Here is a 14,662-nt window from a genome sequence, read left to right on the forward strand (position 1 = left end):
CGGGGAGTGGTGACTAACGACCAAGAAGCAGCTTTGCCGCTTCCTTCGCATGATAACTAATGATGATGTCCGCGCCTGCGCGCTTGAAACCCAACAGCGTCTCCATCATCACCCGCTCATAGTCGATGACCCCCGCTTTGGCCGCCATCTTCAGCATGCTGTACTCGCCGCTGACGTTGTAGACCGCAAGCGGCAGGTCGCTCGCTTCGCGGATATCGCGGATGATGTCCATGTAAGCCAGCGCCGGCTTGACCATCAAAATGTCCGCCCCCTCGCGCTCGTCTTCGAGACTCTCTAGAATCGCTTCGCGGCGGTTGGCCGGGTCCATCTGGTAGCTACGACGGTCACCGAAGCTCGGCGCGCTCTCCGCCACGTCGCGGAACGGCCCGTAGTAGGCACTTGAAAACTTCGTCGAGTAGCTCATGATCGGGATATGGCTGAAGCCTGCATGGTCAAGCCCCTCACGAATCGCCGTGATCATCCCGTCCATCATGCCGCTGGGGGCGATCATGTCGGCACCCGCTTTGGCATGGACGATCGCCTGTTTGGCGAGGTTTTGGAGTGTTATGTCATTGTCGACCGTCTGCAGCGCAGGGTTGAGCACGCCGCAATGGCCGTGATCGGTGTATTCGCAAAAACAAAGATCGGTAATCACGAGCATATCGGGATGCGCCGCCTTGATTTCACGCAGCGCAGTCGCGATGATCCCATGCTCGCAAAGCGCGTCGCTGCCGACCGAATCCTTCACATCGGGGATGCCGAAAAGGATGATCGCTTCAAGACCCAGCGACTTGAGCGATTCACACTCTTTGACCGCTTCGTCGATGCTCATCTGGAAAACGCCCGGCATCGACGCCACTTCGTTTTTGATTCCCTCGCCGCTTCGAATGAAGAGAGGATAGATAAAGTCGTTCGGTGTCAAAACCGTCTCGCGGACGAGATCACGAAGGACGGGATGGAGCCGCTTGCGTCTGAAACGTGCGAACATGGGCAAAACCTTTACATATGGTATAATCGCAATCAATATTGAAAGCATGTATTTTACCAAAACATTAGGAAAAATCACGAATGAACGTTGAAATCTCCGAAGTCGCCAACCTCCCCACGAAGTTCGGCGACTTCAAAATCCAGGCATTCAAAGAACTTCTCTCCAACGGTTGCTTCAAAGAACACCTGGCCATCTTTACCGACCCGATCCCCGAAACTCCGGTCGTGCGAGTCCACTCCGAATGCCTGACCGGGGACGCGCTCGGAAGCCGCAAATGCGACTGCGGCGAGCAACTCGAATTCGCCCTTCACATGATCCAGAGCCAAGGCGGTATGGTGATCTACCTACGACAGGAAGGGCGAAACATCGGGCTTTTGAACAAAGTCAACGCCTACGCTCTGCAAGACCGCGGGCTCGACACCGTCGCGGCCAACCACCAGCTCGGATTCAGTGCCGACGAACGCACATACGAGATGGTCGAAACGATTCTGGCCCACTTCGAGATCGAAAAGATCCGCCTCCTGACCAACAATCCGAAAAAGATCGAAAGCCTGGAGGGGATCGAAATTGTCGAACGCCTGCCGATTATCGTCGAAGCCAACCCGCACAACATAACCTATCTACAAACAAAAAAAGAGAAGATGGGACACCTGTTTTGAGCCTGAAACGAACAATTGAAAATGTCGGTATCGACCTCTCTGAAACGATCCACAAAAACCTCGACGCTTTTGCCAAACACCTGATGAAGTGGAACCGTATCCACAACCTGACGGGCGCGAAAACCCGTACGGCGATCGATACACAGATCCTCGACTCGATCTGGCCATTGACCTTTCTACCCGAACGCGACTCGCTGCTCGATATAGGCACGGGTGCCGGTTTTCCGGGGATGGTCCTGGCCATCGCTCTGCCCGAAACCGAGTGTACGCTCTGCGAACCGCTTCGAAAGCGAGCGGCGTTTTTACGCTTCATCGCCCGTGAGCTGGGGCTGAAAAACGTCACTGTCGAAGCCAAACGTGTCGAAGCACTCGAGGTACGCCCCTACACGCTCATCACTTCCCGTGCCGTGACCGAGACACCCACCCTCATCGACTGGAGCCGCCCTTTTGTATCGGAAGGTACGCAGATGCTCTTTTACAAAGGAGAGCAGGTTTTCGAAGAGATCGAGGGGCTCGACGCATGTGGCGTCGAACTCATCTCGCGCGACAAGCGCAACTATTTATGGATAAAGGAAGCCTCCAAATGCTGAAAATCGTACTTACCATCGCCGTCATCGCGGCAGTCTATTTCTTTCTGATCAAAAAGCCGAAAGTCACCCAAAAACGACAGGAGCGCGCCGAAGCCGAAAAACGTAAACCCGGCAAAGATGAGGAGATCATGGTCGAGTGCGAAAAGTGTGGCACCTTCGTCAGTTCCCATGAAGCGATCATCGTCGGCGGCAAATACTACTGTTCCAAAAGCTGTGCTGGAGTGAAATGATGATCATTATCGGCCACCCCGATATTCCGTTCGACCCGCTTCACTATGTCGAGCGTATCGAAGAGATTGCCAAAACCCCGCCGAACAGCACATTGTGGCTCGGACCTTTCAGCGGCGCCAAAGCGATCGCAAAACACTGCTTCGAAAATCGCATTGCCTACACGGTGATGGCCGAGTCGGTGAGAGATGCCCTGCTGGCAAACGCTTTGCATGCGCGCTTCATCCTCGCTGACAAGACGCTGGCGCCCAAACTCCAGAAAATCGCCGAAACCTACCTTTTCGATGCCAAAATTATCGTACCGGTTTCCGAAGAGAGCGAGATGGAAGCGATCGCCCAAATGGGAATCGACGGCGTCATTTTTCAAAATGCGATTATTTTCTCTGAATAATCTTGACTTTAGTTGATTTCGATAGTATATTTTAGTCGACAGCACTAAAGAATCGACATGGAAATGGCGAAGCCATATCCTGAATTTTTCACTATTAATTTGAAAGGACTTCAAAATGGAAGCGGTCAAAACCGTTATATTGCTTACATTGATGACCCTTTTGATGGTCTGGATCGGTGGTATCTTCGGCGGTACGAGCGGGATGTTCATCGCCCTGCTGATCGCCGGCGTCATGAACTTTTTCTCATACTTCTACTCCGACAAACTGGTGCTTGCGCACTACCACGCCGTCGAAGTGGACGAACACAGCGCACCCGGGCTCATCGCCATCGTACGCCGCCTGGCCGACAAAGCGGGCCTTCCGATGCCCAAAGTCTACATCATCCCCGAACCCGTACCCAATGCCTTCGCGACGGGACGCAACCCGCAGCATGCGGCGGTGGCGGTGACCGAAGGCTTGCTCGATCTGCTTGACGAAGAGGAGATCGAAGCGGTGCTGGCCCATGAACTCAGCCACGTCTGCCACTACGACATCCTGATCGGAACGATCGCCGCGACAATCGCAGGCGCCATCGCCTGGATCGCCAACATCATGCAGTTCGGTGCCTTTTTCGGCGGCGGGCGCGACGAGAACAGCCCCAACCCGATCGTCATGATCGTTCTTTCGATCATCCTGCCAATCGCGGCAGGTATTATCCAGATGGCGGTAAGCCGAAGCCGCGAATTCGAAGCCGATGCCGGTGCCGCACGCCTGACAGGCCATCCGGAGTGGCTGGAGAGCGCACTCGTCAAACTCGAAAACTACAACCGCCAAGGCATCCTGCCCGAAGCGACGCCCGAGACGGCACATATGTTCATCGTCAACCCCTTCACCGGCAAAGACATCAGTTTCGCCAACCTTTTCAGAACCCATCCGACGACCGAACAGCGCATCGAGCGCCTGGAACAGATCCGACATGAAATGATGGGCGGCCGATGAGCCAGCGCTTTATCAACTACATCAAGTGTGTCGGCACCGGCTCCAAACACAACCGTGACCTGACACATGAAGAGATGCGCGATGCGGTGGCGCAGATACTGAGTCAAGAGGCGGCACCGGAACAGACGGCCGCCTTTCTGCTCGGCTGGCGCCTCAAGCCGGAGAGCGTGGAAGAGTTTCGCGCAGCACTGGAAGTACTCGACGAATCGACCGTGAAGCGTCCTGTCGAAAACGGCCTCGAGCTTGGCTATCCCTTCGACGGCAAAGCCGATAACCCTTACATCTTCACCCTCGCTGCGCCCATGGTCGCCCCATTCGGCCTCAATCTCGTCGTAAATGGCGGCGCCCTGCAGCCCTCCAAAGGGGGTGCGACGGTTCGGGACGTATGCTCCGCCCTGCCACTGCCAGAAAACATCCACTATTTCGACCGTACCGACTACTGCAAACCGCTGGCCGATTTGACACCGATCCGTCAGACACTGGGCCTGCGCACCGGCCTCAATACCATCGAACGCCTTCCGAACGTCGGCATGTGCGATACGGCGCTCATCGGCGTCTTCCACAAACCTTACGTCAAAAAATATGTCGAAATTTTCGGCAACCGCTACAAACGGCTGGTCATCGTCAAAGGGAACGAAGGCACACCCGAAATATTCGGCAAATGCCGCCTCTGGGTCTGTGAAAACGGAAATACCGAAGAGATTCTCCTCGATCCGGCCGATTTCGGTATAGAGTACAAAAAGTCGTTCGATCGCATCGACGAAGCCGAAGCCCTGGAGATGGTGAAAAATCCCTCCGACGGGTTGATGCAGATCGCGAAACTCAACGCCGCCCTTTGGCTCTTCGCCAAAAGCGAAGCCCCAAGTATCGAAGAAGCCTGGACACTGCTGAATGGATAAATTCTCCAATCACGTCAAAAACATTCTCCACGGCTTCTTTCTCGCCGTCGGCACCACGGTCGCCGAGCCGGCCACGATTCTACCGCTGATGGTCAACTACTTCGGTGGCAGTCCGGTGCTCATCGGCTTTTTCAGCGGCCTTCTGCGCGGCGGCGCGGTGCTGATGCAGCTCTTCGCTGCCTACAAAGCGCAACACTACGCCCGTATGCTCCCCTACCTGCGCCGCGTCTTCATCGCCCGCTTCCTGTCGTGGTTTTCGATCGGTGTGGCGATCATGCTCTTTGGTAAAGAGTACCCGACGCTGACCCTCTGGTGCATCGGCATCGGCCTCTTCTTCTTCTCCTTCAGCGCCGGGTTCGGGGCGATCTACTTCCGTGAGATCGTCGCGAAGATTTTCACCCACAAATTCCGCGGCAAGACGATGGCGTGGCGGCAGTTTTTCGCGGGGCTCGGCTCCATTATCAGCGGTGCCGTGGCCGCATATGTCCTCGAAGCTTTCGAACCACCCTACGACTTCGGTTACCTCTTCATGCTCAGCGCCATTCTGATGGGAGTTGGGCTTCTGGCTTTCGCCACTGTCGAAGAGCCCGTCAAGGAGCATTTCGAAACGAAGATCGAATCGTTCACCGGTTTTTTGAAACACGCCCTTGAAATCCTGAAAGCCGACAAACAGCTGCAGACTCAGATTTTGACCTTTCTTTTCGCCTATAGCTACCTCATTGCCCTTCCGTTCATCATCCTCGACGCCAAAGAGACCATCGACCTGACAGGCACCGCCATCGGTCTTCTTATCACGACTCAGATGATCGGTGCGATGGTCAGCAACATCGTCTGGGGGAAACTGGGGGCCGCAGGCCGCTACCGCCTCATCGCCAACATTGCCATCGCGATGCAGCTGGCCGCCGTCGTGCTCGCCTTCTTCGCCGACTCGCTGCCGACCTACATGCTCATCTTCTTCCTTTTCGGTGCCGCCGCCGACGGCAACCGAATCGCCTCGAGCAACCTCATCCTGATCCTGGCACCCGAAGCGAAACGCCCGCTCTACGTCGCTGTGCAGATGAACATCGTCTCGCTCGGAATGTTCTTTTCGATCCTCGGCGGCTTCGTGCTCCATTTCGGCAGTTACACTCTTCTTTACGCCATCGCCGCAGCGGCACTCCTTTTCGCACTGGTCATGTCGTTCCGATTGAAAGATTCGTTGAATTGATGAAAATCATAGATAGCAGGAACCGGATCGGATAAAATGCGGTCAAAAAACAAGGATTCGACCATGTTACGTTTGACCTTTCTGCTGATTGCGGCTCTCGATCTTTTCGCCACCCAGGGCTTCGTCAGTTCCAACGTCTGTAAAAAGTGCCACCCCATCATCTCCAAAGAGTACAGCGCTTCGATGCATAAAAACGCGTCGATCCACAACGATCCGGTCCACAGGGCGGTCTGGGAGAAACACCCGCTGAAAAAGAGCGGAAAGTACGTGTGCGCCTCCTGCCATACGCCAACCGATACGAAAATCATGCAAGCGCTCAAAAGCAAAAAATCCGCTCTGCCGGAAGAGAATGCCATACAGAAAAACGAACCGATCGGCTGTGCCTACTGCCACCGTATTAAAGATATCGAAATCCATGCGAAAGCGAATCTCAATATCCTTAACGAAACACCCAAGTTCTATTACGCTTCGAAAGAGGGCAAGAGCGAAAAGCGCGTCGTCAAGTTCCATGAGGAGAGCAGTTTTTTCGGTCTGAGCAAAAAGACCGCCGGCTCCCCTTTCCATACGATCGATTACGGCAATGAAAACTTTTCCGACGGCAAGATGTGCCTCGGCTGTCACGACCACAAACGCAACGACAAAGGTTTCGCCATCTGTTCGATGGATATCGAAAGCTCCGAAAAAAGTACAAACAACTGTATCAGCTGCCATATGCCACAGGTCGAAGGCTCCTACTCCACGATCGCCAAAAGCAAAACGCATGCCTACCACGGATTCACGGGGCTCCACAACCGGCCCGATATGCTTAAAAGCTACATTACGTTAAAAGCGACTGCGAAAGAGGGGAAACTCTCCGTTACGCTGAAAAACGGTGCCGATCACAAACTTTTCGCCCATCCGCTCCGCCTCGCACAACTGCGTATCGAGATCGGCCGCGATGGCAAAACGATTCGGCTGGAACCGGTCAACTTCTTCACGATACTCGGACATAACGGTAAACCGGCGATGCCATGGAGTGCGGATTCGATTCTGAAACAGAATGTGATCAAAGCGCATGAAGAGAAGCGAATCGACATGGCGTTCACTCCCCGAAAAGGCGACGAAGTACGCGTAACCCTCGGCTACTACATCGTCAATCCGAAAGCCGCCGGAAAACTGGGGATCACCCAAAAAGATTTCACGACATTCCGCACCCTTGTGTCAAAAATCTTCTTTTTCTAGCTGTAAAAATTGTTTTTATGAATATTTATGAATATTTAAGTTCGATTCTTTTATGATCTTATCTATAGTTTAAAATAATAATTCAAGGAGTGAATCGTCATGGGTCTTTCATTCAAAAACAAGATGAGCTCCCTGCTTCTTGCTGCATCGATCACCTTCGTCGGGTGCGGCGGTGGAGGCGGCGGGGGAGGCACTGAGCCGGCCGGAACCATTACGGCCAATGGCGTCACCGTGGTCTCGGGCACGACGGGTAGCCAAACCAGTGGAACCAGTGGCCGTTCGATCTTCAAGACACGCCAAACTTCGGGTACGGAAAGCGCGGCGGTTGCCAGCGTTACCGTCGATACGAACGAAGATGGAATTTTCGATGAAAAAGACCCCACATTCACCTCTAGCGTGGAAAATGGCGCTTTTTCGGTGGAAATTCCCCTTCAAAATCTCGAAAAAACCTATAAAGGCCGCATCAGTGTCATCGCCGACGGCTACGCTCCATACAACAAAATCATCGAAATAAAGGCAGGCCAAACGATCAACGTGCTGGCGGAAGCGGAAAAAATTCCCGTACTCAAAGAGACGGTGAATCTAAGCGATCTCAGTGAATCGGCGAGAATGGGATCCTATATCCGTTTTGGTATTCGCACCACTGCCGACGGTGGAGTGAACTCCTTTTCGAAACTGGTTTCTCTTTCCGAACTCAAAGCCGAAGCGGATGCAAACGCATCGCTTGGAAAAGAGGATCTGGCGACCTATACGTTCCCACTCGCTTCCGTCCCAAAAGAGGTTAAAACACTCGACGTGACGATGCAGGCTTTCGATTCGACGAAACCTGACGAACTGCAGTACTTCCCTGGTGAGTTCAAAGGCAAAGGGCTCTCCAACAAAGCGAATGCGGCAGACGACGAGGTCGGTCTCATATCCGCGGCTTTCGACATGTTCGTCATGAGAGACCAAAACGGCGACCCCGTCAAGCTCATCGAAACGGTGAACGACAAACTCTCTGCCAACGTGGACCTGAGCAATTGCAGTATGAAGTGGGTTCGCCGTATCACTCAGGCACAGGCACAGTTGATCGAAGGGTGGGGCGACTACGACCCATCCACTCCCGAATTCGAAGTACCAATCTGGAGCAACGACAATAGCGAAGGCACGTGGAAATTCGTAGGGGTCGGCAACGCCTACGATCTCAATGGCACCGACCCCTATTTCGAAGTCTGTATACCCGACGAGTGGAATTCGGGCTATCTCAATTGCGACTCCCCCATCTCCTTCACCCAGCCGATAGAAGTCTGTGTCGAAACCTACAACAACAATGGATTCCCTATCGAAGGCCTGCAAGTCTACGCCCAAAAGAGCAGCACCTACACCAGCAGCTATACGGACGCCAATGGCCATACCGTTCTCGAAATCCCCGATGCCGACATCACAGGCTGGAACTTCTACTACAAGGGTGCGATCACTGGATGGAGCGGTGTCGACGTTTCAGCTTCCCCCATCCCAGTAACCGACAATCCGGAATGTGCCTACGAACTCAATGTAACAGGCATTGTCGATCCCTATTCCGCAGGCATCTACGTCACGGCCTACAAAATCGATGGGACACCGGCAGCCAATGAAAACGTCTACCTGAAAAGCACCGACTACTACGACTACTACCACAAAAGCAAAACGACCGATGACGAGGGCAAGGCTTTCTTCAAGGTCAAACCCAACGTTTCCTATACCGCTACGTATCGTGCCGGTTCCGCGAACGTGAAAGTGGATGGCAATCTCGTTCCCCCGGAAACTGCCGATACTGGCCGTTACGCATCCGTGGACGTGAACGATACCAATATCGCACCGAGAGGACACATCTATTTCTATAAAAGCCGCCTCAAACCTTCGGCCGAGCATGTCAAATTCAACCTTTCCGCCAGGGATGCCAACGGCGACACCATCACCATCAAACAGCTGAGCCTCAACGGAACCGTTTTGAAAAACGGCAGCGACTATACGATACTGGATATCTACTCCTACACCAACGGCTATCTCAGTACCATTATGGAACTCAACCTCACCCGGGTTTCACACATCGCGCCACAGGCACTGCAAGTGGGTACATACCGGCTCGAAGCGGTCGTGACCGACGGAACGGCGGAGACACCCATTTCAGGTGAATACAGTGTCGTAGCCAACGCCGCCCCGATCGTCAACGGCGCCACTGCCTACGATGAAAACGGGAGGATGTACAATATCGGCTACCGGCCACTGCCAAGCGAAGGTTTATACGACTTCTATATCTACGCTTTCGATCCCGACGGCGACACCATAACGATTAACGCCAATCTCGACGGTACCCCCCTCGTCTGCAACGGTTTCTACTGCACCGATGCCAACCTCACCGTAGGGGACAGAACGCTTACAGTGACGGCAACCGACAGCGATGGCGCCTCCGGTTCGCATACATTCCGTTTCCATGTGGGCAACCTGCCTCCTCGTATCGCTTCAGCCGGTGCGACAAGAGATATCGTCGATATCAACAACCATGAAAGCTTCAGGCTCTTCGCCTATGCGAACGACCCTGAAGGAGAGAGCGACCTTCTTCTCAAAGCCATCGACCAGAACGGCACGGAGCACAACCTGACGAAGAGTCGGGGAAGCCTCTACCAGAGCGAAGCCATCGAACCTACCGACCCCGGCATCTACATCTACACGATCACGGCGCAAGACTCGAAAGGGGCGCTCTCCGGCGCCGCGACCGTCACGGTGGAGGTGATCGCGAGCAACAGGCCTCCGATCTTCACCAAACAGCCTCACGGAGGCCAAATTACCGTAGGAACGACTCAGACGTTCGAATGTGAAGCGATCGATCCCGAAGGTACGCCGGTAAGCTACAGCTGGAAACTCGACGATGCCGTTTTGCCGGCGACGGGAACCACCCTTTCACACCTTTTCGACGAAACGGGCAACTTTACCGTCACCTGTATCGCGACCGACCTGGACGGTGAAAGCAGCAGCGCTTCGGCGAAGGTCTATGTCATCGATCCGAACCAGAGCGGTACACTGACGGTCAGAACCTCCTTCCCTGGCGTTCTCGTCGGCATCCACGATGCCAGCGACCACTATCGACTCATCGGCTCCAAACGCACCGATTCCAACGGTGTGGCATCCTTCTCGGTCACGGGAGACAGGACCACCTTCTCCGTCACCGTCGAACCATCGATGATCCTCGATACCGACACCGTCTACGAGCTCCTCGTACCCATGCTCGTCAACGACGCCTCCTACAACTGCCGATATGGCGATATCAACATGAGCGAATGCGACAGCGCAGACTGGTGCGCCATCATGACGGCGGATTTTCTCCCGGCGTGGATCATCGATGCGGCACTGATCAAGGGTGGCAACGTCACATCGAGTGATGTCGACGCCAACGGCGACGGCATCGTGACCAGAGACGAATTCCATGCAGCCGCCATCGCCACTCTCGACAAAAACGGAGATGGAGCGCTCAGCCTGAAAGAGATATACGACGATGAAAACATCATTCTTTCACGGATGTACGCCAACGCCCCCGTCAGAACCTACGACATTCCTTTCGGCCCCTGGGGGTACTACACCGAAGGCGAAGAACCCTATTTCTATGAATGTTACGCGAACGAAGACATCGACTTCAACATCACCGTCACGAACGTTCCATCCCCGAACGCATACATCGATATGACCGGATCGTGCTACACCATGGGTTACGAAATCAACGGCTCCTCGTCCACGGCACACATCAAGGCTCGTGCCTACTATACCGACGAAAATGGAACGTACGATTTCGGTATCAAGTTCTCTTTCGCGGACCACAACGTTTCGATCTACCTCGCAACCGACAAGACGGCGGCAGATCTGGCGAACGGCGTGACGCTGGACTATGCGAATTTCGTTCCGTTCGACCGGCTCAAAGATGTCAACATCACCGAGCGTACTACCGAGTGGCTTTGGGTCACTCCGACTTATAAAAACGTGACCCTTGCGACGTACGAACAGTTGCGTGTCGATTATTTGGAGAAAGCCACCATCAGACATTACAAATATCTCGACGACGCCCGCCTGAACTACCCGATAAAGGGGCAGCAATCCATCAACAACCAAACGAAAGGCCATAACGACTACTATGGCGACGGCACGCTCCAAAGCGCTTACGATGGCCGCAACTACGCCTACCTGGACCTGAACATCACGTCTGAAAAAGGTAGCCAAACGGTCCGTTTCGTTGGAAACGACTGGCCCAAGATCGACATGACGACGCTGGACTATCGGACCGATCTTTATACCAGGGAACAAGACAATGAATTCTCTTTCACGTTGATCGACTTCGCCCCCTCTGCCACGATCGATTTCGGCGACGTCAACCTCTCGGAGATCTACCCCCAGACGGTCGCCGACGAAATTCTCTCCTTCGAAGAGAATGAATCGGCATCGCATTCCATGTCGGCCAATGCCGAGGAGTTCAAAAACATGACCTCCTATGAGTTCATCGATATCTTCTTCGACAGCGGATACGGGAAATACTCCTTTTACTTAAACGTTCCCGGCCGATACGTCACCGCTGATGGCCTCTACCAACCGATGGCAGCGTACTCTTCGCTTGGCAAAAAGAAAAAGCCCCATCGAAAAGCCAACCCGTTCACGATTCCTTTCGATCCTCGGCTTCTTCTGAGAAAATAAGACGCCCCCGGCCCATGCCGGGAGCTCTCGCATTGGCTATAATTTCATATGATTCGAATCGAAAGGCATTGGTGCAACCTCTTTCTCTTTTTCCTCTATGCAGCGATCGTATCGGGTTGCCATTCAGGGGGTTCCGAAACAAAAGAGCCGGCATACGGCTACGCCGTCATAGAGGGCCTGCTCGGTGAGGCGAATGTCTCTTTCTTCGATTTGGCATCGGGTGAAGCGATCGCCACTTCCCGGACCGGTGCCTGTTCCTGCAAAACTAGACCGGAGTGCGGGCGTTTCGCCATTCCGGATGCCGTTTCTCTGAACGTTCTATCCAAGCCGATACGTATCGAAGTCGTCGGAGGCTTCGATGCCGCTACCGGAAAACCCTTTACCGGAAGACTCGAAGCGGATATCGAAAGCCCTGTCTCCGATTCCTCCATCACGGTAAGCCCGATGAGTACGCTGCTCCATTTCGTTCAACGCCTGGAGACGAATACCACCGGGGTTATCGAAAGGGTATTCCTCGCTCCCGCGACAGCCGAGAGCTTCTATCGGTTCTCTTTTCCCGACATCCAGAAACTTCCATTCAAAAACCGGATGTTCTACAAGCGTCTGCTCGAAAGCGGATGGCTGGAAGCTCTGGATGAAAACGGCTCCACCGTGACCGCCTGGCTCCTGGAAGATAGCGATGGCGACGGACTGGAGAATCTCGAAGAGATTTTGCATCTTTGCGACACGCGCGATACCGACAGCGATAGGGACGGACTCGAAGACGGTTTCGAAGTGGCCGAAAGTCTCGACCCTTTCGATCCCGACAGCGACGGTGACAGTATAAGCGACGGAAACGAAACCTACGTTTTCCATACCGATGCCCGAAAAGCCGATACCGACGAAGATTTTCTGCCCGATGCCGTGGAGATCACCGACGGAACCGACCCACTGGATCCGGACGAAAATCGCGACGGCGTGCCGGACGGCCTGGAGGGCGATCCATTTTTCGACGAACAGTGGTATATACGAAGCGATGGCGATGCCGTGGCGAATACCGCCGGGGCCACCACCGTACCAGGAAACGACCTTGGCATACTCGATCTCAATCATATTACCCTCGGGGCCGGTATCGTCCAGATCGTCGACAGCGGTGTCGACGCCGAACACGAAGATTTGAATGTCGATCTCGACCACTCCTGGAACGTCGTCACCCATACCCACGACCCCACACCCGTCCACTACCACTCCAGCGATCCGGTCACGACCTTCTACAACGGCCACGGTACGGCCGTCGCCGGCATCGTCGCCGCCCGCGCCAACAACGGCAAAGGGATACGGGGAATCGCACCCCGTATAAAGATCGCCGGAAGTAATTGGCTGGAAACGGAAAATATCGACGACCTCGACCTTCTGTGGTTCAGTGCCTCCAATGCCGACGAGATTCTGGTAAGCAACAACAGCTGGGGCGGGTCATTCGTGGAGGATACCGCTTTCGAAGAGATTCTAAGAGCCGGGACTTCGCAGCTTCGAAACGGCCTGGGACGAATCTACGTCTTCGCGGCGGGTAACGACAGAGAGGAGCACGGAAACGCCAACCTATCATACATTACGAACAACCCCTACGTCGTGACGGTGGGTGCCATCAACCACCGGAACGAAGTGGCTTCCTACTCTTCGAAAGGAAGCAACATACTCGTTACGGCCTACGGTGGCGAGCACTACTACTCCGCACCGACCATCATGACCACTTTTCTGACCGGCGAATCGATGACCGAAGAGGAGCTCGGCGGAAGAAAAGGGCCTGTCACCGTCGGCGACGACATTCGAAGGGCCTACACGTTCGCGATGAACGGAACGAGCGCCGCGGCACCGATGGTAAGCGGTGCCATCGCTCTCGTGCTCGACGTCTGCCCGCAACTGAGCTACAGGGACGTCAAATGGATTATCGCCCATACCGCACGGCGGATCGACCCTGAAAACGAATCGTGGATCCGAAACGGCGCAGGCCTGTACCACAGTGTCGATTACGGTTTCGGGCTCATCGATACCATCGCGATGGTCGATAGATGCCGAAACAAAGGGTATGCGCCCCTTCCCGACGAACAGATATACAGCGTTCAAAGCGGAGATCTGCACATAAATATTCCGGATAGGGGAGATCCCGTTTTCGTGAACCTGCATGTTCCCAAAGATATGATTGTCGAATGGATGGGCCTTACGGCCGAGATCGACCATCCGTACGCAGGCGATATCCAAATCGACATCATTTCCCCTTCAGGGACCGATATGCCTCTCATCCAGCCGAATTTTCTCAACTTCAACGCATACAAAAGAGGGTTTCGTTTCGGCAGCGTCGCTTTTATGGGCGAACGTTCCGCCGGCCGATGGCGCATCCGAGTCCAGGATATGCTCGAAGAAGACTCGGGGACACTTCGTTCGTTGAAACTCGAAATCAGGGGGCATCTGCAATGAAACCTATTGCCACTCTCGCACTTTTGCCGCTCTTCTCTTTCCTCCATGGATTCTCCGCCGATATCGAATCGCTGCGCCTCTACAAAAAGAGCCATCCCGCAAAACAGATACCGCATGAGAAGAGAGCGAACCGCTTCCTCGTCAAATTTCATGCCATAGAGAGCGCCGACTTCCGGAAGATCGAAAAGGAGTGTGGGCTCCTTTTCGAAAGCTGTATCGCCGACGGCGTCTGCATCTTTACGACGGAAAAAGCTCTATCTATCGAGAATCTTAAGAAAAAGATCGACTCCCGTTGCCCGGAAATCGAAGAGATCCGCCTCTACCGTCCGGTACCTCTTCGCATCTATTGAA

The 14,662-nt window shown here is 54.2% G+C and carries 12 protein-coding genes; 11 read left to right on the forward strand and 1 reads right to left on the reverse strand.

The window, feature by feature from the left end:
* Nucleotides 1-13: 13 nt before the first annotated feature.
* The gene (gene hemB / locus QUD54_RS04835; protein ID WP_286337827.1) at nucleotides 14-988 is read right to left on the reverse strand and encodes a porphobilinogen synthase; all 975 of its coding nucleotides are present in this window, start codon (nucleotides 986-988) and stop codon (nucleotides 14-16) included.
* 80 nt (nucleotides 989-1,068) lie between these two features.
* Between hemB and ribA the strand changes: the two genes are divergently transcribed.
* From ribA to QUD54_RS04890, 11 genes are all read left to right on the forward strand, one after another.
* Complete coding sequence (gene ribA / locus QUD54_RS04840; protein ID WP_286337828.1) at nucleotides 1,069-1,647, forward strand: GTP cyclohydrolase II; 579 nt, start codon at nucleotides 1,069-1,071, stop codon at nucleotides 1,645-1,647.
* On the forward strand, nucleotides 1,644-2,237 hold the full coding sequence (gene rsmG, locus QUD54_RS04845) for a 16S rRNA (guanine(527)-N(7))-methyltransferase RsmG (protein ID WP_286337829.1): 594 nt from the start codon (nucleotides 1,644-1,646) through the stop codon (nucleotides 2,235-2,237). Before ribA ends, rsmG begins: the two co-directional genes overlap by 4 nt.
* Nucleotides 2,231-2,467: a PP0621 family protein gene (locus QUD54_RS04850; protein WP_286337830.1), complete on the forward strand. Its 237-nt coding sequence runs from the start codon at nucleotides 2,231-2,233 to the stop codon at nucleotides 2,465-2,467. Before rsmG ends, QUD54_RS04850 begins: the two co-directional genes overlap by 7 nt.
* Entirely contained in the window at nucleotides 2,464-2,856 is a 393-nt protein-coding gene (locus QUD54_RS04855) for a hypothetical protein (RefSeq protein WP_286337831.1), read from the forward strand. The genes QUD54_RS04850 and QUD54_RS04855 overlap by 4 nt, the downstream gene beginning before the upstream one ends.
* Before the next feature lie 115 nt (nucleotides 2,857-2,971).
* On the forward strand, nucleotides 2,972-3,835 hold the full coding sequence (htpX, locus tag QUD54_RS04860) for a zinc metalloprotease HtpX (protein ID WP_286337832.1): 864 nt from the start codon (nucleotides 2,972-2,974) through the stop codon (nucleotides 3,833-3,835).
* Nucleotides 3,832-4,734 carry an anthranilate phosphoribosyltransferase gene (locus QUD54_RS04865; protein ID WP_286337833.1) on the forward strand — a complete coding sequence of 301 codons (903 nt, stop codon included), beginning with the start codon at nucleotides 3,832-3,834 and terminating at the stop codon, nucleotides 4,732-4,734. Before htpX ends, QUD54_RS04865 begins: the two co-directional genes overlap by 4 nt.
* Entirely contained in the window at nucleotides 4,727-5,941 is a 1,215-nt protein-coding gene (locus QUD54_RS04870) for an MFS transporter (protein WP_286337834.1), read from the forward strand. The genes QUD54_RS04865 and QUD54_RS04870 overlap by 8 nt, the downstream gene beginning before the upstream one ends.
* Before the next feature lie 63 nt (nucleotides 5,942-6,004).
* Nucleotides 6,005-7,162, forward strand: coding sequence for a multiheme c-type cytochrome (locus tag QUD54_RS04875; RefSeq protein WP_286337835.1), 1,158 nt, complete (start codon nucleotides 6,005-6,007; stop codon nucleotides 7,160-7,162).
* Between the two features lie 99 nt (nucleotides 7,163-7,261).
* The gene (locus QUD54_RS04880; RefSeq protein WP_286337836.1) at nucleotides 7,262-11,857 is read left to right on the forward strand and encodes a PKD domain-containing protein; all 4,596 of its coding nucleotides are present in this window, start codon (nucleotides 7,262-7,264) and stop codon (nucleotides 11,855-11,857) included.
* Between the two features lie 48 nt (nucleotides 11,858-11,905).
* Complete coding sequence (locus QUD54_RS04885; protein ID WP_286337837.1) at nucleotides 11,906-14,311, forward strand: S8 family serine peptidase; 2,406 nt, start codon at nucleotides 11,906-11,908, stop codon at nucleotides 14,309-14,311.
* Nucleotides 14,308-14,661 carry a hypothetical protein gene (locus QUD54_RS04890; RefSeq protein WP_286337838.1) on the forward strand — a complete coding sequence of 118 codons (354 nt, stop codon included), beginning with the start codon at nucleotides 14,308-14,310 and terminating at the stop codon, nucleotides 14,659-14,661. The genes QUD54_RS04885 and QUD54_RS04890 overlap by 4 nt, the downstream gene beginning before the upstream one ends.
* Nucleotide 14,662 lies beyond the last annotated feature (1 nt).

Origin of the sequence: Hydrogenimonas cancrithermarum (assembly GCF_030296055.1) — a bacterium.
Lineage (GTDB): Bacteria > Campylobacterota > Campylobacteria > Campylobacterales > Hydrogenimonadaceae > Hydrogenimonas > Hydrogenimonas cancrithermarum.